The sequence below is a fragment of the Vibrio nigripulchritudo ATCC 27043 genome, assembly GCF_000222685.1.
Taxonomy (GTDB): Bacteria; Pseudomonadota; Gammaproteobacteria; order Enterobacterales; family Vibrionaceae; genus Vibrio; species Vibrio nigripulchritudo.
The window spans coordinates 23,887-47,578 of record NZ_AFWJ01000157.1 but is presented as its reverse complement, the minus strand read 5'-3'; the positions used below and the strand labels follow the sequence as shown (position 1 = coordinate 47,578).

General features: G+C 46.8%; 25 protein-coding genes. 18 read left to right on the top strand and 7 right to left on the bottom strand.

The annotated features are described in order from the left end of the window. Positions 1 to 67: 67 nt before the first annotated feature. A complete protein-coding gene (locus RH89_RS13730; protein ID WP_004402850.1) occupies positions 68 to 1,021 on the bottom strand; it encodes a phosphotransferase in 954 nt (317 codons plus the stop codon). A gap of 357 nt (positions 1,022 to 1,378) precedes the next feature. Here RH89_RS13730 and RH89_RS13725 point away from each other — a divergent pair, with 357 nt between their 5' ends. Next, the gene (locus tag RH89_RS13725) at positions 1,379 to 2,122 is read left to right on the top strand and encodes a PilZ domain-containing protein (protein ID WP_004402849.1); all 744 of its coding nucleotides are present in this window, start codon (positions 1,379 to 1,381) and stop codon (positions 2,120 to 2,122) included. Positions 2,123 to 2,249: 127 nt separating this feature from the next. Here RH89_RS13725 and cspE read toward each other — a convergent pair whose 3' ends face one another. After that, a complete protein-coding gene (gene cspE, locus RH89_RS13720) occupies positions 2,250 to 2,459 on the bottom strand; it encodes a transcription antiterminator/RNA stability regulator CspE (RefSeq protein WP_004402847.1) in 210 nt (69 codons plus the stop codon). Positions 2,460 to 3,010: 551 nt separating this feature from the next. On the opposite strand from cspE, the gene RH89_RS13715 reads away from it, so the two are divergent. The 3 genes from RH89_RS13715 to RH89_RS13705 are packed head-to-tail and all read left to right on the top strand — an operon-like array spanning position 3,011 to position 6,352. Then, on the top strand, positions 3,011 to 5,101 hold the full coding sequence (locus RH89_RS13715) for a protein-disulfide reductase DsbD family protein (protein ID WP_004402845.1): 2,091 nt from the start codon (positions 3,011 to 3,013) through the stop codon (positions 5,099 to 5,101). A 4-nt stretch (positions 5,102 to 5,105) separates the two neighbouring features. Further along, positions 5,106 to 5,591 carry a protein disulfide oxidoreductase gene (locus RH89_RS13710; protein WP_004402844.1) on the top strand — a complete coding sequence of 162 codons (486 nt, stop codon included), beginning with the start codon at positions 5,106 to 5,108 and terminating at the stop codon, positions 5,589 to 5,591. 11 nt (positions 5,592 to 5,602) lie between these two features. Further along, on the top strand, positions 5,603 to 6,352 hold the full coding sequence (locus tag RH89_RS13705) for a DsbA family protein (RefSeq protein ID WP_004402841.1): 750 nt from the start codon (positions 5,603 to 5,605) through the stop codon (positions 6,350 to 6,352). Between the two features lie 7 nt (positions 6,353 to 6,359). Here the strand turns inward: RH89_RS13705 and RH89_RS28705 are convergent, their stop codons facing one another. Next, positions 6,360 to 7,253 carry a sensor domain-containing diguanylate cyclase gene (locus RH89_RS28705; RefSeq protein ID WP_004402840.1) on the bottom strand — a complete coding sequence of 298 codons (894 nt, stop codon included), beginning with the start codon at positions 7,251 to 7,253 and terminating at the stop codon, positions 6,360 to 6,362. Beyond that, the gene (locus RH89_RS28700) at positions 7,228 to 8,016 is read right to left on the bottom strand and encodes a hypothetical protein (protein WP_004402838.1); all 789 of its coding nucleotides are present in this window, start codon (positions 8,014 to 8,016) and stop codon (positions 7,228 to 7,230) included. Before RH89_RS28700 ends, RH89_RS28705 begins: the two co-directional genes overlap by 26 nt. 276 nt (positions 8,017 to 8,292) lie before the next feature. Between RH89_RS28700 and RH89_RS13695 the strand changes: the two genes are divergently transcribed. Next, complete coding sequence (locus RH89_RS13695) at positions 8,293 to 9,228, top strand: DMT family transporter (RefSeq protein WP_050811533.1); 936 nt, start codon at positions 8,293 to 8,295, stop codon at positions 9,226 to 9,228. Here the strand turns inward: RH89_RS13695 and RH89_RS13690 are convergent. Both RH89_RS13690 and RH89_RS13685 read right to left on the bottom strand, forming a co-directional pair. After that, positions 9,185 to 9,973: an EAL domain-containing protein gene (locus RH89_RS13690; RefSeq protein ID WP_004402834.1), complete on the bottom strand. Its 789-nt coding sequence runs from the start codon at positions 9,971 to 9,973 to the stop codon at positions 9,185 to 9,187. The two genes, RH89_RS13695 and RH89_RS13690, sit on opposite strands and share 44 nt — an antisense overlap. 437 nt (positions 9,974 to 10,410) lie before the next feature. After that, the gene (locus tag RH89_RS13685; RefSeq protein WP_004402833.1) at positions 10,411 to 11,295 is read right to left on the bottom strand and encodes a DMT family transporter; all 885 of its coding nucleotides are present in this window, start codon (positions 11,293 to 11,295) and stop codon (positions 10,411 to 10,413) included. Positions 11,296 to 11,506: 211 nt separating this feature from the next. Here RH89_RS13685 and RH89_RS13680 point away from each other — a divergent pair, with 211 nt between their 5' ends. The 13 genes from RH89_RS13680 to RH89_RS30365 all read left to right on the top strand — a co-directional run bounded on the left by RH89_RS13680 (position 11,507) and on the right by RH89_RS30365 (position 22,803). Continuing rightward, entirely contained in the window at positions 11,507 to 12,157 is a 651-nt protein-coding gene (locus tag RH89_RS13680) for a LysE family translocator (protein WP_004402831.1), read from the top strand. 118 nt (positions 12,158 to 12,275) lie between these two features. After that, positions 12,276 to 12,704 carry a hypothetical protein gene (locus tag RH89_RS13675; RefSeq protein WP_004402829.1) on the top strand — a complete coding sequence of 143 codons (429 nt, stop codon included), beginning with the start codon at positions 12,276 to 12,278 and terminating at the stop codon, positions 12,702 to 12,704. A 117-nt stretch (positions 12,705 to 12,821) separates the two neighbouring features. Continuing rightward, entirely contained in the window at positions 12,822 to 14,645 is a 1,824-nt protein-coding gene (secD, locus tag RH89_RS13670) for a protein translocase subunit SecD (protein WP_004402828.1), read from the top strand. 9 nt (positions 14,646 to 14,654) lie between these two features. Next, the gene (gene secF, locus RH89_RS13665; protein ID WP_004402827.1) at positions 14,655 to 15,548 is read left to right on the top strand and encodes a protein translocase subunit SecF; all 894 of its coding nucleotides are present in this window, start codon (positions 14,655 to 14,657) and stop codon (positions 15,546 to 15,548) included. 151 nt (positions 15,549 to 15,699) lie between these two features. Continuing rightward, positions 15,700 to 16,599, top strand: a complete 900-nt coding sequence (locus RH89_RS13660) for a LysR family transcriptional regulator (RefSeq protein WP_004402826.1) — start codon at positions 15,700 to 15,702, stop codon at positions 16,597 to 16,599. Positions 16,600 to 16,695: 96 nt separating this feature from the next. Then, positions 16,696 to 17,517: a putative hydro-lyase gene (locus RH89_RS13655; RefSeq protein ID WP_004402825.1), complete on the top strand. Its 822-nt coding sequence runs from the start codon at positions 16,696 to 16,698 to the stop codon at positions 17,515 to 17,517. A 58-nt stretch (positions 17,518 to 17,575) separates the two neighbouring features. Continuing rightward, positions 17,576 to 18,544, top strand: a complete 969-nt coding sequence (locus RH89_RS13650) for a TRAP transporter substrate-binding protein (protein WP_004402823.1) — start codon at positions 17,576 to 17,578, stop codon at positions 18,542 to 18,544. Positions 18,545 to 18,644: 100 nt separating this feature from the next. Continuing rightward, positions 18,645 to 19,124, top strand: a complete 480-nt coding sequence (locus RH89_RS13645) for a TRAP transporter small permease (protein WP_004402822.1) — start codon at positions 18,645 to 18,647, stop codon at positions 19,122 to 19,124. Between the two features lie 11 nt (positions 19,125 to 19,135). Then, positions 19,136 to 20,443: a TRAP transporter large permease gene (locus RH89_RS13640; protein WP_004402821.1), complete on the top strand. Its 1,308-nt coding sequence runs from the start codon at positions 19,136 to 19,138 to the stop codon at positions 20,441 to 20,443. A gap of 25 nt (positions 20,444 to 20,468) precedes the next feature. Further along, positions 20,469 to 21,203, top strand: coding sequence for a 5-oxoprolinase subunit PxpA (locus tag RH89_RS13635; RefSeq protein WP_004402819.1), 735 nt, complete (start codon positions 20,469 to 20,471; stop codon positions 21,201 to 21,203). Then, entirely contained in the window at positions 21,203 to 21,895 is a 693-nt protein-coding gene (gene pxpB / locus RH89_RS13630) for a 5-oxoprolinase subunit PxpB (protein ID WP_004402817.1), read from the top strand. The genes RH89_RS13635 and pxpB overlap by 1 nt, the downstream gene beginning before the upstream one ends. Next, entirely contained in the window at positions 21,885 to 22,349 is a 465-nt protein-coding gene (locus RH89_RS30370) for a 5-oxoprolinase subunit C family protein (protein ID WP_244410421.1), read from the top strand. Before pxpB ends, RH89_RS30370 begins: the two co-directional genes overlap by 11 nt. After that, positions 22,306 to 22,803: a 5-oxoprolinase subunit C family protein gene (locus tag RH89_RS30365; RefSeq protein WP_244410420.1), complete on the top strand. Its 498-nt coding sequence runs from the start codon at positions 22,306 to 22,308 to the stop codon at positions 22,801 to 22,803. The genes RH89_RS30370 and RH89_RS30365 overlap by 44 nt, the downstream gene beginning before the upstream one ends. On the opposite strand, the gene RH89_RS13620 is transcribed toward RH89_RS30365, so the two are convergent. Then, on the bottom strand, positions 22,800 to 23,579 hold the full coding sequence (locus RH89_RS13620; RefSeq protein WP_004402816.1) for a carbon-nitrogen hydrolase family protein: 780 nt from the start codon (positions 23,577 to 23,579) through the stop codon (positions 22,800 to 22,802). The genes RH89_RS30365 and RH89_RS13620 overlap by 4 nt on opposite strands. Between the last annotated feature and the right edge of the window lie 113 nt (positions 23,580 to 23,692).

Sequence of the window (23,692 nt, the reverse complement as noted above, 5' to 3'; positions counted from 1 at the left end):
AATAATAATTATCATTTACAACAAAAACAGCTCAATCATTTGGAAATATGGTATTCCAGAAAATTCGTTACTTCGCGAGGTAAGACAACCCTTTTGTAGCACATGCTTTTGAATATTTATTGATCTTCCAGTGTTCTGGACTCCATCCCTCTAGGAACCTTAGAAAATCCGCCCAAGCCAGGTAGTAAAAGGGACGCCAGCTTTCGGTGATCTGCTTTGCGTCTTGTTCTGGATGATAGAACAAAATCGCCTCTTCAAATTGAGAAAAGTAGTAATCTAACAACAATTCCTCAAAATCTTTTGCCTGATCGACAGGTACGCAGCTGCTGATGAACAGCATCACGTCTTTCATCGCACAACCATGCCCGACGTATTGAAAATCGACAGCCGCGACCTGAGTGTTGTCCTCGGAAAAACAAAAATTTGCTAGCTTGGCATCGCCATGAACCAGGGTAGGAAATGGGGCACGTTTTAACGCCTCGTCAATGGCTGACGCTTGCTGTTTTAAGTCGCTGTCTGGCATCGCTTCCCATTCATCTGGTCGGGTGTCGAAATGCCAGTATGTCCCCTGCTCCCAAAGATTGGTTTCCTCACAACCTAAATGTTTTGCATGAAAGTTGGCGAGCCACTTGAGGCAGAGCTTCCAATGAACAAGAGAGGACTCTTTGACTATCTGAGTTAGCCCCCAATCATTGAGGTCAGACATAACGATCACATAGTTGGCTGGATCGGGGTCCACATCCAGACCAATGGGCATTAGACAGCGAGGATCTTTCTGTTTGGAAAAATGCAGATACCAGTTTGCTTCAATCACGTAGGAAGCCAGCTTTCGTTCTGTCGATCTCGCTGTATTCCACCCTCTGGGATGAGCAAGTGTGTCCGGCAGTTCTATCCATTTGGCAATAACAGACTGACGACACTCAGAGTCCAGATACCAGCGCTCAAGCCGCCCAAAATCACCCCACAGTTTTTGGATGAGTGCTTTCTTACACGGCGCAAAGGGTGGCTGCAATTTGTCCATTTCAGAATTTCTTAGAGTATTGATGAATGCTGTGTATTCTCGCTCAATTGGCAAGAATTAGCTAACAGAGTGAGTTATTACTAAACTAAACACATACAATGACTCAAATTTGAGCTTTTGAATGTATGTGCCGGACCGATGCTGGAAAATTGAGCGCAATTTATTCGCACAGCTCACATTAGGCAATGATGATTTAGCTGTTTTATAAATCATTCCTTATAATGACATCGTAGTCACTAACTTTGTTAATAAGTACTTCAATCTATTGACCTTATTGTAGATGATGAGTACCGTTGTAATCGGAAAAACAACGATAAGATAAAGCATTACAAAGACTTAAAGTCGAAAAGGAACACCATGGCTGGAAACTCTGCAGAGGCTAACCTTCAAAGCAATACTGAGCAAGAAGTATTTAAAGGCGCAGAAACAACACTAAAAAGCTCTGATGCATTAGGGATGATTGAGCACAATAGTGACACGACGATCAATATCTCGACACCTGTAGGTATCAATTACAAGGGGATTACGCCCTTTATCGGTACGTATGGATCAGATTTTATTCTACTTGCAGCCCCAGATATTTCAGACGAAGACTACGAATACTTCTTTCAGGAAGGGTTTTGGGTGAACGTGAAAGCCATTTCACCCCGCGGAGAAGGTGCACTCATCTATTTCAGAAGTCAGATCATGCACATTGTGAACGAGCCCGTTCGCATGATCATGATTTCTATCCCAAGCACCATGAAAGTACTTCAGCTAAGAAAAGAACCAAGATACGACGTTTCTCTTGCCGCGGTTGTGGCATATAACGGTCAGCGTTTGGAGTGTGAGGTACGTGATCTTTCGAAAGGTGGTTGTCGAATCGTAACCAGCCCGCTGATTCGGACCTTCCAGATCGAAGAGAAAGTTCAGATTGCGATTGTTGAACGAACCCGCAGCAAACTTGATTTGCCTATTTTGAGTGGAACAATCTGTAATATGCAGCGTTCTCATCACTATGCCCGCTACGGGATGATGTTTGATGAGAAGGGTAAAAAGAATGTGCAGAAACTCCTAAGCCATCTCAAATTTGATGGTTCAAAATTGGCACTCAAAGCCTAACGTAAATTATATTTTCTATAGAAAACAAAGGGTAAGAAACACACTTTCTTATCCTAAAAACAAATTCGCCCCGCTCTCTCAAAGAGAAAGCGGGGCGCGATATTCTGATCTAATCTAAACGATTAAATTAGATTTTTTCTACGTTCGCAGCCTGTGGACCTTTCTGACCTTGTTCTACTTCGAACGACACTTTTTGGCCTTCAGCAAGTGTTTTGAATCCGTCACCAGTGATAGCGCGGAAGTGTACAAATACGTCTGCACCACCGTCTTCCTGAGTAATAAAACCAAAACCTTTTTCTTCGTTAAACCACTTAACTGTGCCAGTTGTCTTAGACATGGGTATTTCCTAAATTGAATCTTTGTATCTCGTAGCACGACAATCGTGCCAATATATCAGCCGGAATTAGAATTACTTATGAGAGGTCTTAACATCGAAAAGAAAACACTTCAGGAACAGACCGCAGAGCAGTAGGTTAGAGAAGACTTCTTGAGTCAGAAACAGCAAATAAATAGGTCTGTGTACAGGCCAACCTCCAAGTTACGCGAGTTTCCGCTGTGTGTATATGTTTTTCTTCGATTATCGTCAAAAAATAACGTTGATTGTGATATCTGTGTGCAAATTCCACAATATTCACACAGAGTTCATGAAAGTTTTGTAGGAATTTCTCGTTTTTCCAATTTCCGAACCCTCTGTTTGTCAAAAAAATTTTCTTATTTTTGGGAATATTTTCCGCTAAACCTGGGTCTATTCCCTCGCAATAGATACAACTCTTTTGCCAGATTCTTCTATCAGCTCAGGTTTCGTGTTCATCAAACCATGAAAACGCAGCCCTGATCACTATCCTTTCGCTCCCGAATTTGGGTATTAGGTATACAATTTCAAAAGATATGAGAAACCAACACGCATCTGACATCATGCCTAACTACCCTAAGTTGCTGCTACTTCTGCTGCTCTTTTTCTGTATTTTGCCGAGTGTTGCGGCGAATACAACCGGGTGGATGGAGAATGAGCAGCACCCTCCAGTACAAGTGAAGTTATCGTTGCCCGGCACCACGAATGAAGACCAAAAGGTGGTGCACGCGCTGTTAGAAGTAACGCTGCAGGATAACTGGAAAACCTACTGGCGATCGCCCGGAGAGGGCGGTGTAGCACCTTCCATCATGTTATCGCCATCTACAAACATCGATAAGGTAAACTGGCACTGGCCAAGTCCAAACTACTTCCAGCAGTTTGGCTTAACAGTTCAGGGCTATAAAAACTACGTGGCGTTTCCGCTCGATATTCAGCTTAAAAACTGGGACGAAAGTGCCACGTTTAACGCAACCATAACTTTGCCAAGCTGCACCGACATCTGTGTGCTCACCGACTACCCAGTTTCTCTTAGTTTTACTCCAGTTGAACTAGTTCCTGACTCTGAAGTCTTGTTACGTCACAACCAGGCGATGTCCAAAGTGCCTTTGAAAGAGGGAAAAACCGAAATCAGAGAAGTTGTCTGGGACAAAACAAGCTCAATGATCCAGGTGACTTTGTTTCATCCTGATGGCTGGCAGAATCCAAACGTATTCATCGAAACCACAGAAAATTCAGACGATCAATTCCAGCAACCTTCTCTATCAATAGAAGGAACAACGTTAACAGCCGTAAGCCAGGTATCGAATACCTTTGGCAAAGTTCAATTTGATTTGCCTTCTTTGCGAGTTACGGTTCTTGATGATCTACTCGCGCAGGAACTATCGACGACGTGGAAGAAAGGAAACGTCTTCCAGATCAGTGGCAATCTGCTTTCCATGCTCTGGTTTGCTTTTGTTGGCGGTCTCATTCTTAACGTCATGCCATGCGTGTTACCTGTGCTCGGCATCAAAATAAACAGTTTGCTTTTATCTGCGCCTAACAAGCGAACCCAACAAGCCCAGTTTTTTGCATCTGCTGCTGGAATATTGGTTTCATTCTGGCTGATTGCGTTTGCCCTGATTGGCTTAAAGTGGGCAGGATACACCATCGGATGGGGTATCCAGTTTCAGCAGCCATGGTTTCTTGCCTTTCTGGCACTGATTACCCTGGCATTCAGCCTAAACCTATTTGGTGTATTCGAAATCAAATTGCCAGGACAAGTGTCAGACTCACTGGCGAAGGATCGCGGAAAAGGGTTGGGTAATCATTTTGCTCAGGGGGCATTTGCGACTTTATTGGCGACACCTTGCAGCGCTCCGTTTTTAGGCACCGCCGTCGCATTTGCGCTTGGTGGAAGCGTTCAGAATGTCTTGCTTGTCTTTACGTTTCTTGGATTGGGTTTTGCAGCGCCATGGCTCGTCTTCGCACTCTTCCCGAATAGTACGCGCTTTCTTCCCAAGCCCGGCGCATGGATGAATAAGCTGAAGATTGTCTTTGCATTGATGATGTCGCTCACCACTTTCTGGCTGATCTCGCTACTGCATGCGCATATCGGTCAGTTTGGCACCGTCGTCACGGGAATCGCGACCTTGGTTTTACTCTTGGTCCTTCTCACTTCAAAGTACGGTGCAAGGCTTGTAGCAATATTCAGCAGCGCGACGTTACTGGTGGTTGGACTGGGTATGATCATCGCAGGTTCAACATCATCATACTGGGCTGAGCCAATCGTCGATGACTTAAACTGGCAGCCGCTGGATTCGCAAGCCATTCGAGCTCACGTCGCTGATGGCAAGCTGGTGTTTGTCGACGTTACGGCGGATTGGTGCATCACTTGTAAAGCCAACAAAATCGGCACACTTCTTCAGTCTCCTACGTATGAACATTTACAGGAAAAAAATGTCGTACTGATGCGCGGAGACTGGACGACTGCCAACAGTAAAATTACCGAATTTTTAATGAGCCACGGACGTTATGGCGTACCACTAAACGTCGTCTATGGACCAGATTCACCTTTAGGCACTCCATTGCCTGTTTTGCTTACACATGATTCGATTTCACGCTCTTTAGAAGCGGCGAGAGGAAACTGACCCAATGTTTAAAATAATAAGAAACCTCACTGGCTACCTGTTACTGATTGTCCTTATTACTGGCTTACTGGATTGGTGGAGAACCAAGCATGTCGACTTTTATGACATGCCAGAAACACGGGGAATGACCATAGATGGCACCTACGTTGATTTAAAAGAGCTCAGCAAGGAAAAACCTGTTCTGGTTTATTTCTGGGCGACCTGGTGTGGCGTGTGTACCCTGACCAGCCCAACCATTGATTTGCTTTCCGGTCACTATGAAGTGGTCTCAATAGCGCTTGCTTCTGGTGAAGACGAACGCCTTCAGGAATACATGACACATAAAAACTATGACTTCAAAGTAATCAACGACTTGAAAGGCAGCATTAATCAATACTGGCGAGCTCAAGTTACCCCAACTATTGCCATCGTCAAAGATGGTGAAATTCATTCAATGACCACAGGTTTCTCAACTCCATGGGGATTGTGGCTCAGATTGTTGCTGGCATAAGGAACCAGAAAATGACTCAAATAACCAAGTGGCTTGGCGGAATAGGCCTTGCCTTCAGTATGGTGAGCGTAAGTGTCGCCGATGCCGTCAAACCTTCAGAACAGCTCACACCGGAGCAAAGTGTTCAACTGGCGGAAATCGATTCTATTCTTCGCAGTCATCCACAAATCATTGCAGACTTAAATCAGAGCCTGAAAGGTTACGTTGCGCAGTTGGAGCGCACGGAAAAGGCATTAGAAGATCAAAGAGAATGGCTGACTAAAGCGCCAGAACACAGTAAAGCAGGTTCGGACAATCCGAAACTGACCATCATCAACTTCACGGATTACAACTGTCCTTATTGTAAGCGGTTGGAAATCGGTCTGGCGAAGTTACTTACTGAAGTTAAAGATGTGCAGGTGGTGAATGTTTACGTGCCATTACAGCAGCAGATTGCAAGTGGTACCAACACCAACTCTGCTTTCTACGCTTTGAAAGTGTGGGAAAAAGAGCCAGAGAAATTTGCCGAAGTTCACCGCCAGTTGGTGGCTCACCCAACCCGTCACGATGCCGACTCACTCAATCGCATCGCTAAAGACACAGGAACAGAAAAGTACTTGGAAACAGGTGAGCGAGAGCAAAGCATCGTGTCGAAAAACATGCAGGCTTTCGGCGAACTGGGTCTGAGAGGTACTCCGGCAATCATCATTAACGATGAGATCGTTCCGGGCTTTATTCCATACGCTCAGCTTAAAGAAACGGTAGACAAAGCTCTGAACTAAGTTTTCTCTACCCTGAACTTGCCTCACGAGGCAGCGTTTTCAGGGGCACAGCGGTGGTTTTTAAGCCGCTGTGCACATGTTGATCCCGCCCGTTCTCTTTTGCCTGATACAAAGCAATATCGGCATCTTTCAATAACCCTTCCACACCATTGGATGATTCTGGGTAGGTTGCGATACCGATCGAAACCGTCACCTTTCCAAGCATTTGACCATTAAGTTTTGGGTTGATGTCTCTGACGGCGTTACATACGTTATCGGCAGCAAGAATAGACTCTTCCAGTGACGTATCGGGCAGTAAAATGGCGATTTCTTCTCCGCCAATCCGGCACACTTTGTCCTGCTCCCGAGTGGCTTTCAGCAACACGCCTGCGAGCTGCTTAAGCACAAAATCTCCGGCATCGTGCCCGAAATTGTCGTTGAAGATTTTGAAATGATCCATATCGACCATAAGCAGCGAGAAACTCTGTTTCTTGCGGCTTGCAACATTCATGTCCTGCTCGATGGCATCTTCCATATAGCGGCGATTAAACAGACCAGTCAGAGGATCTCTCAGTGCCTGTCTTCGAAGTTCTTCCTGTAGTTCTAAGTTCGCAATGGCCAATCCGATATGTTCTGCGACCGTGCGGCAGAGGTTGTACTGACGCCGGCACTCCTCTTCGTCTCCAAAAGCCAGATGCATCATACCCACTGTGTTGCCGTGCGCGATTAGAGGAATACAGAGCACTTGCTCATCATTTACATTTGGCATGTGCTTACAGGGCATGGCAGCGAGATCGTCTCTCGCCATATGACTCTTCCCTTTACGCAGTGCCCAGCAATCATCCGGCGGGTAGATGTTATCGCCAATCCAGTCACCGCCCCACACCAGTTTTACTTCAAGCAAATTTCTTGAAGAACGCATTATTGAAACCGCCCCTAAAACATCCCCAAGTATTTTTAGGCGCCAGATCTTTCACCACCTGCTCCGCTTCATGGATGGTACTGCATGCCGCCAGCAGGCTGGCAAGGCGGTTGAGTAACTCCACTTCCCGAGTCTGCTGTGCATACTGTGCTTTGTATCTGTCTTCTTTTTTTGCCAGATGTTGAACTATCTGGCGGTTGTTTAGGTAGGTAATCACCAGCATCACCGCCAGCGCAGTACACATGACCAAGAAAAAGAAGGTAATGAACCTGTCTATGGCTGAGTTGATGTATTCGATGGGAACCGATATCCGTGCGACGCCATAAAAATCGCGTAAGGCGAAAGGTTTAGCGACATGCAGATATTCGATCCCCTTGGTTTCACTGAAGCGCATCGCATTGCCTACTCCCAGCTTCAGTGCGTTTGAAAACTCTGGATGGTTATTTTGTGGAGGCTGGCGAATCAGTTGGGCTTTGGATAATCCTGTATCAAAAATCAGCTTACCCTGCTCCGAAATAATGCTGATCTCATGCCGTTTCTGAGCAAAAGGCGTTTTCTCAATAAATTCATCAAGGGCTTGATGAGAAGGGGAATCTACGGAAACCGACAACCCATAAATAATACTATCCAGCTCAATGTGTAGTTCATTTGTGATCAGGCTGACGTATGATTCTGACAAGGCTTTCTGAAGCACAGCAATCGAGCCGACGAACAATGCAGTCATCGCAATGGCGGGCATATAGAGCTGTTTCGCTTTAATCACACTCTTTCTCCAATCACATGCTCTCTCCGTTTATCAGCAGCTTCGCTTGTCGTTTTTCATACCTACCGCTCGGTCACGCCCCCATCAAACCTGAAAGTCACAGGGCTTTATAGTTACTAATATTTCTTTTTATATAGCTCAAATAATAAGCTTAGTTGCAGATACTGGTTTTGTATTCCTCTCTGAAATTAAATATATCTTCATATGAAGATACTTTACATAAATGTAAAATAGGCGTACATTAGCCACCATTATCTTCACATTGATATAGTTAACATGAATATATTCCTAGCCATGATCCCCGCTTTCTTTTGGGGTACCACTTACGCAGTTACCCAGTACACCGTTCCGGACTGGCCACCTCTGCTGCTGGGTTTTGTTCGTGCGCTGCCTGCTGGCTTACTGCTTTTCGCATTGAAACCCGTGATACCTGCAAGACATCAATGGCAACCTCTACTTATCTTGTCCGTGATTAACATTGGCGCTTTCTTTGCGATGATCTTCCTGATGGCGGCAACGCTACCCGCAGCAATTTCCGGTGTTGGTATGGTCTCCGTCCCTATTTTTGCGATGATTTTTCAATGGCTTTGGTTCAAAAAGCGACCATCTATGGTTCAGGTGGTATCCGGGGGAATTCTGGTGGCATTTGCGTGGTTCTTATTTGATCCTAGCCAGTTGTCGCTCAGCGTTGTCGGACTGGTCGCCATGTTCTGTGCCATCTGCTGTATTGTTATTGGCAGCATGCTCACTCAGAATTTGTCTAAGAACATGCACTGGTGGGGAGTGCTGAGCTGGCAGCTCATTATTGGCGGGGTAGTTCTGGGGCTGGTTACCGGGCTTCAGTTTTGGGTTGATCCAACCACTTATCAAGCCGTTCTAAGTAACGACATCAGCATTCGAAACTGGGCGGGTATTACATGGATAGTGCTTCTGAATACCGCACTTGCGTATGGTATGTATGTCTGGCTGATTCGTAAGATGACGGTTGTTGAGTTCACATTCAGTGGAATCGCAAACCCGGTAGCGGGTATCACTGGTGGAGTATTGCTCATGAATGAAAGTTACAGTGCCGCTCAAATCGGACTAATGATGGGTATGATCGCCGCTTCACTGCTGCCTAACTTTATCAACCTGTGGCGAACCAAACGTCGAATCAAAGCTCCAGCCGCTAAAACAGAGAATACTCAGGATAATGTTCCTGTAACGGATTGAAGAGATACCCCTGATATCCCCAAAACGCAAAGGGTAGCAATTGATTGAGCGAATCTTGATCTTCTACCCTTTCCACAATCCACTTCGCGTCGCTGGCGGCTTTCTGACTAAGAATGATGTCCAGCTTCTGATTAGGTTCAGCGAGTCCGGATTCAAGATTAAAAAAGGGATTGTCTACTTTCACGTAATCGTAAAAGCCAGCACTGAGCTCGTCGTCCCGAAAGTCATCACCCACCTGATAATCATCCAGAGCCAGTTTGACTCCAACCTGTTTCAGCTTTTCAATTCCAGACAGGTAGTCTTTGTTTTCAATTGAATATTGTCTTTCAGTGGTCTCAATAACCAGAGACTTACCATAGCTCCGCAAATGAGAGTGCACAGCTATCAGTAGATTAACGGTCTTCTTATTGCCAAGGGCATGACGTTCAACATTCAGGAATAGACATTCAAATGGGAAAGAAGCGGGATCGACAGAAATAAGGAAGTGAAGCTGCTGGTCCAGAATATCTTTGGCAAGGCGTTTTCCAAGTTCTCCCTTCATAAACGAAGTGTGGATAGAGGCGTCTTCCTGCGACAATAACAACTCGCTGGCAAGTAACTTCTTATTTTCGCTAACGATGATTTCGTTTTTAAACTGAAAGCGGGTTTTGTCTTGCCCGGAGAAGTCTTGGGGGGGCAGAGGCACAGAACCAGTTTGGTTCCGTAAACAGAGATCGTGACCAGATTGTTTTACGTCTATGCCCATTTAGCAACTACCTTTCAGCTTGGACTACTACTCATTCCTTTTTAAGGCACGCTGATCGGATCAGTGATGCGCAAGTGCCTTTGAATACAAACATAAGCAGTAGGGGATCTCGAATCAAACCGTTTTGACTCAAAACCACATTAATAGTCGACTAATATCTCTATTTCGCATTTGTGAGACAGAAATAATTGTAACAACACATGTTTTCAAGGGAGGCTTTTACTTTCTTCTTACATTCAGAGAAAGAGATTGTGATAGGAAATTGGCATTTTCACTGCTTACATTAGCTAAAGCACATATTCGAATTGAAATCGGTAGAAATTCCAACCCATCCAGAAAGTCCTGCTGAGATTTAGCTTCTAACCAGCTAGTAATCCTAAGAGTTTCATTGAAAACATCACAATAACCATTCAAGAGAATGCGGAAAAACCCGGGCTTTAAGCTAATTTCCTGCGCAAAACGTTTTTGGGGGAGAAACCTGTAACCAACATAGTGCCACTGACCACCAGTAGGGTTCCAATCATAGTATTGAAACCAATTGGCTCATCCAGCACCAGATTGCCCCATAGAATCCCGGAGAAAGGAATCAGGAAGGTCACTGATAACGTAGAGGCGGGACCAATATCATCCACCAGCCGGAAATAAAGAAGGTAAGCCAGACCAGTGCATAACACCCCAAGTACTACGACAGAGGACCATTCCACCGTTGTGGGTGTTTGCGGCATGGGAAGCCAGGGTAACAGGGGCAACACCAGAATAACCGCTCCCCACATGCTGCCGTGTGCGTTATCGAACGACGATATTTTAGGGGCGTTTTTTGCATAGTTAGTCGCAATGCCATAACAAGAGGCAGCCATCACTCCAGCAATAATAGGTAGGGTTGCACCTTCACCGATTTTCACCGCATCCCACCCAACTAACACTGCCACACCAATCACACCGAGCACTAAGCCTAATGCCCCTTTCATCGACAAAGGCGTGCGATGCCAGAAATAGGCAATCACTGCCCCCCAGATGACGGCGGTGGAATTTAGAATCGACAGAGTAGACGCATTCAGGGTCTGAGCGGCATAGGCAAACAACATAAAAGGCATAGCCGTGTTGAATGATGCAATGATCAGAAAGTGCTTCGGATATTTGAATAAAACTAATCGACGACGAAGAAACAGCGACACCAGTAACAGGCTAATGGCAGCAAAAAGCACACGAAACTCGATCAGGTAAGCAGGACCAAAGCTGTGGGCAGCGATCCGCATAAAAAGGAATGACGCGCCCCAAATGGCGGCCAGACATACCAATCGAAAAAAGCTTGCTGCTGTCATTGATTACTCCTTTTCATTTAGAAATCACACTCTGTATTAGGTTGATAGAAAAGACAATTACAAATGTTATTGCAGTTCCGATAATGGCGAACCTACCCACAGGTTTGGGGTTTGGAAGGCGCTTTCGAACAAAATTTCGCCCCTAATTAACATTAAATCAATAAGCAGGATAGTATGATGAAGGTTCGTGTCTCTGTGTGAGGTAAGTGAAATGGATTTCAATATCTTAGGTGTTATGTCTTTAGAAAACTGGCTGGCGTTTTTGTCGATTGCCTTTCTTGCCACCGTTACTCCCGGTCCTGCCATTCTGTTGGTAATGACTCACTCATTAAGTAAAGGATTTAAACGCTCACTCATGGCGATTGCTGGCAACGTCAGCGGATTATTCATTATGTCTCTGTGTTCGGTATTGGGGCTCAGTGCTTTAGTCCTCAGTTCTACATCTGCATTCCTGGCGATCAAGTTTATTGGCGCTTTGTATTTGATGTACATGGGCTGGAAAATGTGGAGACATGGGATTCAGTTTGACTTTGATGCTTCTGAATCACCTAACCAGTATCGTAAATCTAACCTGTATTTTCAGGGCATTATGGTGGCACTCACCAACCCGAAAGCCATAGTCTTTACTACCGCTCTGTTTCCACAATTTATTACACCGAGTGAGCCTCTTGCCGCGCAGTTTTCCCTGCTCGTTGGCACTTTGATTGTCTGTTCGGCTTTGTGTTTAACCGCTTATGGTTACTGGGGCACTAAGCTTTTGCGACGTTCAACGAAAACTGTGCCTGTTCGGCGATTATCCCGTATTTTTGGCACCACATTTATTGGTGCAGGCGTCACGTTGGCGGCGACAGCAAATCGCTGATCGAGAGTTAAAGTACATTCACCAGAAATCGATAAGTAAGATTTAGATTTTTTTAGTTGTCCGAAGAATCGTTCAGGAATACTATCGACCCAACCAATTTGATGAGCGACTTATATTAATGAGAACTCTGGCAGTCCTGCTGTTTTCGCTACTGCTGACTTTTAGCCAATCCGCGTTTGCACAGGCGGAGGTTTCTGGCTATCCCTCTCAGTCCCATCAAATTGAAATACAACTCGGTGATGAATCTCCCTCTTCCATCGAGGTTAGCCAATCTGGCGATTTTGATTCCCACTCCAAGCGCATACCCGAAGGGCTTATAGCTTCTTCTCGTGTTGTCTCGTGGGCACAGGAACGCGTCGTTCCCACCCCAGATTACGAACTTATTGCTCAGTTGGGCGGAGAAGATCGCCCGCCGAGTTACCTATTTTTTACTCTTTCTATCCCATCTGTCCTCTGGTCTGAAAAAGCGGTCGGCTCAAATCCGCACCGGGTCTCAGGCTGGAAAGACTCCAATCAACTTTACGTCCAGCTCAATCAGAGAAGCTAGCCTTTAAACTCCCGACGCACTGGCGTCCACTTCCTTTTTTCATGAGTTTATTGCGATATCAGGCAACCCTGATGTCGTGCCGTATGCGTTGGCATTCGGCATCAAAGAGGTATGACTATGTCTTCTCCACGCACTCGCGCGAAAGCGCCCGAGCGAATGAATCACTACGCCATCTGGAAATACGTAGTGCTTCTTACCGCTATTGTTTTACTGGCTTTAAGTGCCCTACCTTCATGGTATGGCGACAAGCCCGCTTTAATTATCGACCAGCCTAAAGCAGATCTGAGTATTGAACAGGTTTCACTTGGGCTAAAACATCACAATATTCCTGTTCGTGAAATCACTGAAACCGGCAACCAAATGGTAGTACTGCTTGAAAGTGAGCACGACCAAGCCAATGCCAAAGCCGCTCTGCTCCCTACTCTTGGCGCAGAAACGCAAATCACTTTGGCTTACCAGTCAGTCGCACCAGTCTGGTTAACCCAGATGGGCTTTCAGCCCGTCGATTTAGGGTTAGACTTGCGTGGTGGCGTTCAGTTTTTACTGAAAGTGGACGTAGACCAAGCTTTGAATGAAAAACAGCAAACCTTAGCGGATGACATTCGTACTACAGCCAGAAAATTGCACATTCGAGGCATTCAGATCAGCCACTCTGTTGATCATCAAATTACTGTCACCACACAAACCGAAGACGCCAGAAGCGAGATCGGTAAATCGATTCAGGAAGCGTTTCCACAATGGCAACAACATGGGCAATCCAACAAACTGGTTTTGTCGATGCCAAAACAAAGCATCGATGAATTTGCTCAGCAAACACTGAAGCAAAACCTCACTATTCTCCGTTCGCGCATTGAAGAGCTCGGTATTACCGAAGCGTCCGTGCAGCGTCAGGGGGACGACTACATACGAATCGAATTACCCGGCGTGCAGGATCCTTCTCAGGCAAAAAGTGTGATTGGCGCTACCGCCAGTCTGGCGTTTCACGAGGTAGAAACCGAGAGCTCAAAAGGTCGGGTTTTTAGTGCATTTGATGAAGACGGAAACCGAGTGCGACTGGTCTCTAAACCCGTAGTGAAAGGCGAACACATTGTGGATGCCCGAGCAGGCATAGATGAGATGGGACGCGCAGTGGTGAACATTTCCCTTGATCTAGCTGGTGGTGGTGACATCAGTGACTTTTCAGCGACTCATGTTGGTAAGCCGATGGCAACCCTGTTCAGTGAGTACGTGTCTGATGCACAGGGTAACTTGAGTAAGCAAGACAAAGTAATCAGTGTGGCAACCATTCAAAGTCAGCTAGGTACGCGCTTTCAGATAACAGGTACTGGCAGCATGCAAGACGCGCAAGAACTGGCGCTGCTGCTTCGTGCTGGCTCATTAACTGCACCAGTCACCATTGTAGAAGAACAGGCTATTGGGGCGTCGTTAGGGGCTGAAAATATCGAAAACGGATTCTCTGCTCTGGCTCTGGGAATGGGGCTTACTCTGGCATTTATGGCGGTCTGGTATCGCCGGTTAGGGTGGGTTGCCAACCTTGCGTTGCTCAGCAATATGGTCTGCTTGTTAGGTCTGATTGCTTTGATTCCGGGGGCAGTTCTTACCCTACCCGGAATAGCTGGCTTGGTATTGACGGTTGGCATGGCGGTAGACACCAATGTCCTGATTTTCGAGCGCATTAAAGACAAACTTGGTGAAGGGCGCAGTTTCGCTCAATCCATCAACCTCGGCTTTAACAGTGCTGTCAGCACCATAATGGACGCCAATATCACCACCTTAATCACCGCCGTGGTGCTTTACGCCATTGGCAATGGTCCGGTTCAGGGCTTTGCACTTACTCTGGGGCTGGGGATTCTAACCAGCATGTTTACGGGCATCTTCCTTTCCCGTGCCATCATCAACCTCATTTGGGGGCAGGATGCCCGCCGTGACGTTCGCGTATAGGAGTTTAGTATGAATATTAAAAACAACATGACTCAAATTCGTCGCTGGACGGGCATTTTCTCTATTGCTCTGGTCATTATCTCCATCGCTCTTTTATCAGTGCGAGGGCTGAATTTAGGGTTAGATTTTACCGGTGGAATGGTGAGTGAATTTCGCCTGTCACCAGACGTTAGCCAAACGGAGCTGACTCAGTCTCTTAGCCCAGTAGTTGGCGACTCTCTCTCCATCGTCAAAGGGGGAGAACTGGGTCGTTGGACACTGCGTTATTCCTCAGAAAGTCACGCAACTCTAGATCAAGTGAAATCGACGTTAGCTGAATTGGATACCCACGCCGAAGTGATCAGCAGCAGTATGATTGGCGCACAAGTTGGCGACGAGTTATTTGATCAGGGGGGCATGGCGATTCTGGTCAGCATGCTTTGCATTATGGGTTATCTCTGTTTTCGTTTTGAATGGAGACTGGCGAGCGGTGCACTTCTGGCGCTGTTCCACGATGTAATTGTGGTACTCGGCTTCTTTGCATTAACCCAACAAGAGTTCAACTTAACCGTATTTGCTGCGCTGCTCGCGATACTGGGTTATTCGCTGAATGATTCGATCATCATTGCAGATCGAATCCGGGAGCAGATTCTGGCAAAACTGGACTGGAAAACCAGTGATGTGATCAACTCAGCGGTGATCAGCACCTTCTCCCGTACCATGGTGACTTCAGGCACCACTCTGGTCACCGTTGGTGCGCTGTGGCTGATGGGCGGAGCACCGTTGCAAGGGTTTGCCAGCGCCATGTTTATCGGCATTGTTTCAGGCACCTGGTCGTCCATTTCGATTGCTACGGTTTTACCGGAAATGTGTGAGCTAAAAACAGAGCACTATATTCCCGCAGAAATTGATAGTAACCCTTAAGCACATCAACTCAACGAGCTCGCTTTCTGAGGAAGCGAGCTTAATTTTCACTTTGTCCGCTCAGTCACATCCCTAATTAGTAAAAATAACAAGAATCTTGCAGAGGCTCTGTTCGTTCATTAAGTTTGAAAAAGACCCTAAAGGAAGAACAATGAACTTCAAACGCATCGAAACTTTCGTACTCGTCGCCACATTAGGCAGCTTTCGCAAAGCTGCTGAGCAGCAATTTACTACTCAGCCTGCTATTTCCACTCGTATTGCGGGTTTGGAAGAAGAGCTCGGCGTAAAACTCTTTGATCGCGATGCGTCCCCTATCGTATTGACTTCGCAAGGCAAAGAACTCTTACCCTACGCAGAAAAAATGCTCTATATGGCAGAGCAAATGCACAAGCGTGCCGATATCAGCCGGCTGCTTTCTGGCACTCTGCGTTTGGGGGTATCAGAGACGATTGTTCATACTTGGCTCACCGATTTTCTCAAAGTTTTGCACCAAGAGTTGCCTAACCTGGACGTAGATATGACAGTGGATGTGACTGGCAATCTTCGCAATGGCTTGCTTGATCGCTCCTTGGATCTCGCTTTTTTGATGGGTCCGGTTTCCGAACCGACCGTCAACAACCTAGAATTATGCCAGTTCCCCTTAGTTTGGATCGCCAGCACTCAACTGGATTTGCCAGACAAAACCATTGAGCTGGAAGAACTGGTTCAATATCCCATTATCACTTACGCACGCAACACGCGCCCGTTCACCGAAATCAGCGAAAAGTTTATGCAGATTGATGGGCTTCCCGCGCGTTTCTTCTCATCCAGTTCCCTCTCTGCTTGTTTAAAACTGACTCAGGACCAAATCGGAATTTCCTCACTGCCCTACGCCATGGTCGCACCTGAAATCGCGGCGGGTTCACTCAAAAAATTGAATGCGAAATGGGAGCCTTCAGCGCTTAGCTTCACCGCCTCTTATCCATCAGTTCCATTTAACAGCGCCGCCAAGCTGGCAGCTGACATCGCGGTGAATGTCGCGTCTGAGTTCGAACTCAATGCCAATAAATAAAATTTATCGCCAGACTTAAAAAACCATAATTGGACTTAATGCGCTAACAGAGCAACACTTGATTTACATTTCATTAACAACGGACTGCTTTGCGAAATGCTCATCAAGAATTCTCAGCCTTCTGCGTACAAGTCGCAGCTGTTTGCTCAAGCCTCGGAAGTCAGAAAACAAATCCGAATCGGTAAATTCAACCAACCCACCAGCGGCGTGGCATCTGGACTGGTTCAAGGCAATATCGTCATTCTCCCTCAAGAGTGGGCAAATGATTTTCTTCGATACTGTCAAAACAACCCTGTCGCCTGCCCACTTATCGCGGTCTCGCAGCCAGGTTACCCGCTCCTCAATACGTTAGGTGAAGACATCGACATCCGCACCGATGTGCCTGAATTCAATGTTTTTCGCCACGGAAAACTCACTGAAACCGTCACCGACATCAATAGCCTGTGGCAGTCAGATTTTGTCACCTTTGTTCTCGGATGCTCGTTCTCTTTCGAAGACGCATTAGAGCGCGCAGGTCTGACGGTGCGAAACATTGAATCCAACACCAATGTATCTATGTACCGAACCAACATAGAGACAACTGCGAGTGGTCGGTTTCACGGAAACATGGTGGTGTCGATGCGCCCGTTTTTAGCCGCAGATGCCATTCGCGCTATTCAGGTGACCTCTCGTCTGCCAAAAGCCCATGGTGCCCCTGTTCATATCGGGGATCCTAAACTGATCGGTATCGACGATTTATCGAAACCAGATTTTGGTGACACGGCAGAGGTACACCCGCACGAACTACCTGTTTTCTGGGCTTGCGGTGTGACCCCGCAGGTGGCAATTGCACATGCCAAACCACCGATTGCGATCACACACGTACCCGGAAAAATGCTCATCACAGATTGCCTTAACGACGAACTGGCGGTTCTGTAATCCGCCGATTCCCGTTAGGCAAACATACAAAAGCAAAATAAAAATGGAGATACACAACATGAAATGGATAGCAAAAACCGCAGCAGTATTGCTCAGTGGTCTGGCTGCTCACGGAGCCATGGCAGCAAAGTGGCATATGCCCACTCCTTATGGTGACGGACATCTACCCACACAAATCGCCTACCAATTTGCTAAGGATATTAAGAGCTACACCGACGGTGACATCGACATTACGGTCTATTCCGGTGCTTCTTTGATGAAACACCCAGAAATTCCACGTGCGGTTCGAACTGGTCAGGTTCAACTGGGCGAGGTCTTCATTGGCATCATGGGTAACACGCACCCAATCTTCAAACACGACAACATTCCATTCTTAGCCACTGACTACGAACAGGCGAAAAAACTGTGGCTAGCAGCGAAGCCTGAAGTGGAAAAGCAACTCAGCAAAGAAGGGTTGATGCTGCTTTACACTGTGCCGTGGCCAGCCCAAAGCCTGTACACCAAGCAGCCTGTCAATTCACTCGATGATCTGAAAGGCAGCAAAATGCGCGCGTACAGCCCATCCACTTCTCGCCTTGCAGATCTGATGAATACCACCCCGACCACTGTGCAGCTTCCTGATATTCCACAAGCTTTTAGTACCGGAATCATCGACGCCATGATCACCTCACCTTCTACTGGTGCCAATGGGCAAGCGTGGGATTACTTAAGCCACTTCACCGAAGTAAAAGCGTGGATTCCTAAAAACTTTGTCGTGGTGAATAAGCGCGCATTCAAACGTTTGAACAAAAGTGAGCAACAAGCGATTCGCCAGGCCGCTGAAAAGGCAGAAAAATCAGCTTGGGATTTGGTGGTAGAGCGCGAAGCGCGTGACACAGCCATTCTGGCGGACAACGGCATCAAAGTGACTCAACCGTCTGACAAGCTGATCGCTGAACTGCAAGCTATTGGTGTGACCATGACTAAAGAATGGGAACAGGAAGCACCAAAAGAAGTAAAAGCAGTGCTCAACAAGTACAACCAATAATACGAGAGGCTCTGCTCGGTGGAGCCTTATTTTTAAAGTAAACAGACCCTAGGTATTGCTGTGAGGTTTTTCAGTGAATACGTTTAAACACACTCTATACATGTTGTCCGGCTATTCTTCTGGGCTGTGCATTGTGCTTATGATGCTGATCATACTGGCTCAGGTTATTGGTCGAATGTTTGGGTTTATTGTCCCCTCAGCGGAAGATTTTTCCGGTTATGCACTAGCAGCGTCTACCTTTTTTGGACTGGCGTATGCCTTTCGCGAAGGTGGGCACATTCGGGTCACATTAGTGATTCAGCGATTACCTGCAAGTGTTCAGAAGTATCAGGAAACCGCCATACTCATTTTTGCGTTCCTTTTAGTGACGTTCATGAGCTTCTACTGTGCCCACATGGTATGGGAATCGTACGATTTCGAAGAAGTTACCCATGGCTATATCCCTATTCCGTTATGGATCCCTCAGGTGCCCGTTGCCATTGGCATGATAGGGCTCAACCTCGCAGTGCTTGATAACTTGATCATCGCACTGAAAGGCGGAACACCGACATACAAAGCCCATGAAGGCGAAACACAATAAAGGAAGCCGACATGGATATTTCAATCATTTCTATCATTCTTGCCCTGACGATGATTCTCATGCTCGCTGCGGGGATCTGGGTGTCGTTAGCACTCGTCGGTGTTGGGGTCTTTGGGCTCTACCTAACAGGAAACGAGCAAATTGGGCTGCTCTTTGCTACCTCAAGTTGGGGAGGCAGCACCAGTTGGTCATTGACTGCTCTTCCCATGTTTATCTGGATGGGTGAATTGCTTTTCCGTACCCGATTATCGGAAGACTTGTTTAAAGGGTTGTCACCATGGCTTAGCAGTTTTCCAGGTAAGTTGCTCCATGTGAATGTGCTCAGTTGTGGCATTTTCGCGGCAGTTTCCGGATCGTCTGCAGCTACCGCTGCCACCATTGGTCGTATGACTTTGCCCGAGCTCAAAGCGCAGGGCTACAGTGAAAAGATGGCGGTTGGGACACTCGCAGGTTCAGGCACCTTGGGGCTACTGATTCCTCCTTCCATCATCTTAATTGTCTATGGTGTCGCCGCGGAAGTGTCCATTGGCCGCTTATTCATTGCAGGAGCACTCCCGGGTCTCATGTTAGTCGCCATGTTTATGGGCTATACCGCACTTTGGGCTTTAATGAATAAAGACGGCTTACCCGAACACAACTCAGAGCAAATCTCTTTTTCCGCAAAACTGGCGGCACTCAAGAAATTATTGCCTATCGTTGGGCTGATCCTTTTCGTTCTGGGTTCTATTTATGGCGGGTTAACCACACCAACAGAAGCAGCGGCATTGGGCGTCTTCGGGGCTATCGTGTTGGCAAAAGCGACAGGTTCGTTATCAATGGATAACTTTCTGGACAGTTTGCTCGGGGCGGTCAAAAGCTCATGTATGATCGGGCTGATCCTAGTCGGCGCGCACTTCCTGACGTTAGCAATGGGCTTTCTCGGGATCCCTCGTGCACTGGCGGAATGGATTGCGACATTCACCTTATCCCCCTTTGAACTCCTGCTCTACCTCACGGTGCTGTTTGTGATTCTCGGCTGCTTTCTGGATGGCATTTCGGTCGTAGTACTGACGGTTGCTGTTGTAATGCCAATGGTGCAACAGGCGGGTATCGACTTACTGTGGTTTGGTATTTTCATCGTACTGGTGGTGGAAATGTCTCAAATTACACCACCTGTAGGGTTTAACCTATTTGTCATTCAAGCGCTTACCGGAAAAGACATTTTGTATGTCGCCAGAGCCGCTTTGCCTTTCTTCTTATTGATACTAATTGGGTTGGTGTTGATCACGATATTCCCAGACATCGTCACTTACCTGCCCACCACCATGACACAAAGATAACGAGCGTTATTTAAGAGAAAAACCAATGAAACTAAATTGTGATATGGGTGAGTCCTTTGGCTGCTGGGCCAAAGGACAGGATTCTGACGTCATGCCGTTTATCGATATGGCTAATATTGCGTGTGGTTTTCACGCCTCAGACCCGCTAACGATGGACACTACCGTAAGACTGGCGGTAGAAAACACTGTCGAGATTGGCGCCCATCCCGGATACCCAGATTTAGTGGGGTTTGGTCGCAGAAACATGCACTGCCAGCCCGACGAACTCGAAGCCATGCTGGTTTACCAAATTGGAGCATTGGATGCGATTTGCCAGAAATACGGAACAGAAGTCAGCTACATCAAACCCCATGGCGCCATGTATAACCAAATGATGAAAGACAAGCAGATGCTATCCACCATCATGAAAACGGTACGTAAAGTGCGTCCACTTTGCCCATTAGTGGTGATGGCTACACCCAACAACGACATCATTCGCACCATGGCACATGAGCATGGCATCGAAGTTTGGTTTGAAGCCTTTTCCGATCGCGCATACAACGACGATGGCTACCTAGTGCCCCGTACTATTAGCGGCTCGGTTTACCACGACTTCACGAGCATTCGGAACCAGATCTGCCAGATCATGGAAGAAGGCTGCGTGACCACCATTACAGGGAAAAAACTTGCGATTGATGTCGATACCATATGCGTTCATGGAGACGGCGAACATGCAGCAAGTGTTTGCCAAGCGGCGGCTGTGATGAGGAGGTCTGCCTAATGCGGATTGAAGCTGTCAACGAGATGACTTGTATCGTTTATTTTGGAGATACTATCAGTGAACAAACTGCCCAAAAAGTCAGTTGGGCAATCGGTCGTCTTCGTCAAAAGCTGAGTGACCAGATCGTCGATATCATTCCGTCATACACCTCGATATTGGTGTGTTATGACGTAAACAAAACCGACCGATTCGCCATCATCGCACAGTTAAAAAAAACATTGCGAGGCATCAAGTCAGCTCACACCAATATTCAGGCATCCAGCGTGATTGATTTGCCCGTTTACTACGGCGAAGAAGTCTCGCTCGATATCGAGGAGGTATGTGAACACAATGGGCTAGGTCGAGATCAGGTAATTCAAATTCATAGCGAAAAGCTGTATCAAGTATACGCGATAGGATTTAGCCCCGGCTTCGCGTATTTAGGCACAACGGACGAGCGCATTGCCACACCACGTAAGTCAACTCCACGATTAAAGGTTCCAACAGGCAGTGTCGGGATTGCCGACAACCAAACCGCTATTTACCCCAGCCCAACCCCCGGTGGTTGGCAGATCATTGGACGAACCCCCACCAAAATGATCGATTGGGAAAGTGACGGACTCGCCAAAGTTGCAGTCGGTGACTACGTCCGGTTTCGGTCAGTGTCTAAACCGGAATTTCTGGAATTAGGAGGCAGTTTCGATGAGCTTTAATGTCATCAAACCCGGATTTCTTACCTTAATTCAGGACTTAGGACGCTATGGTTACCAACACATGGGTATCACCACTGGAGGGCCCATGGATGAGCATGCATTTTGCTGGGCAAATCGGCTACTCGACAATGAGTTAAACGCTCCCCAGCTTGAAATCACGCTGGGAAAACTTGAACTTCAGGCCAGTGCCAATACCTGCATCGCCTTAACTGGTGCTGACTTGAATGCGCGCCTGAATGACCAGAAAATCCGACCCTGGCACACTTACACGGTTAAAAAGGGGGACACTCTGAGTTTCGATGCTCCAGTCAGCGGGCTTCGTGCGTATTTGGCGGTTGTCGGAGGCTTTCAAATGGCAGAAACATTAGGCAGCGTCGCCTCGGTTCCACGGGAAAAAAATTGGGGGGCTAATGCAAGGTCAGCCATTAAAAGAAGGAGACACACTCCATTTTAATGCTTCCAGTAAGGACTTTAAGTCCCGCACGCCAAAATGGGCAATTCCAGATTACAACGCCCCTCTTGATCTGGGTGTGATGTTGGGATATCAAAGCGCATCTTTCCCAAAAAGTGCGCTGATGACCATGCTTTCAAGCACTTACGAAGTATCACAAAATATTGACCGCATGGGTTATCGCCTTACAGGGAAACCGATTCACGGGGAGAGAGACGGTATTGTTTCTGAAGGCATCGCTTATGGTGCTATCCAGATCCCCAAAGACGGACAACCCATCGTCTTAATGAGAGACAGACAAACCATTGGTGGCTATCCGAAAATTGGCTCACTGAGCGCTTTAGGCGCAGGTCAACTGGCGCAAAGAGCTCCGGGTTCCCCCGTCAGTTTCTCAATTATGGATGTCGGGGAAGCTGAGGCGCAAAGAGTCATCTTTAACCGTGTGATTCAAGCCTAGTATGTAAAATCAGATAAGATTTCCACCGCAATTTCAGACGTCTTTGTTGGATGAACGGCAAAGACTTCTGGCTTGTCATACAGAGCTTGGTACACCTCTTCTCCGTCTGCAGAAATGACTTTGCTGCCACCCATATTCTTCGCATCAGGCACATTGGTACCGTTTGGCCAATTGCACTGAATCATTATGGTACCTAAACGCTTAGCCATCGCTCTGGCTTCACGTTCGTAAACTGGACCTTCAGATCCATTCGTGCTTTTTTGTGTGTCATAGCCAATGTAACTTGGCCATAAGATCAGATCGACACCAGAATTCGACAGTTCAGCCTCAACCTCTTTTAAATCCAAAACTTCTCGACATAACACGACTGATAAGGTTACCCCTTCAATTTGCATCACAGGGCGACTCTTACCCGGAGTAAAAAATATTTGCTCGCTTGGAGTGAGCCCTATTTTGTCCCAGACACACACTTTTTTGCCGCTTGGCGCAAAACAGAAGTAGGAATTGTATACGTCAGAACCATCGATTCTGGGCATTCCTACAAACAAGTGAACCTGATGTTTTTGAGCCAACTCAGACAGAAGCACTTCCCATTTATGGCAATTTTCTGGAGTGGTCAAATCCACCACTTTGCGATTAAAGCCGGGGATGGCAAGTTCGGGGAATACGAAAATACGATACCCCTCCTTCGCACCTTGAATGACCAGATTCTGAACCAATTCAATTTGAGACAGGGCATCTTGCTGCATCCACATTTGCGCGACAATACATCTCATATAACAACCTCTCTTTCTCCAAGGTCGGAGATATTATCGACAAGGATGTTATGCGCCAGAATTGACATTATTAACTTGCTAAGCATGGCTCAAACATAGAAGAAACCACCTAC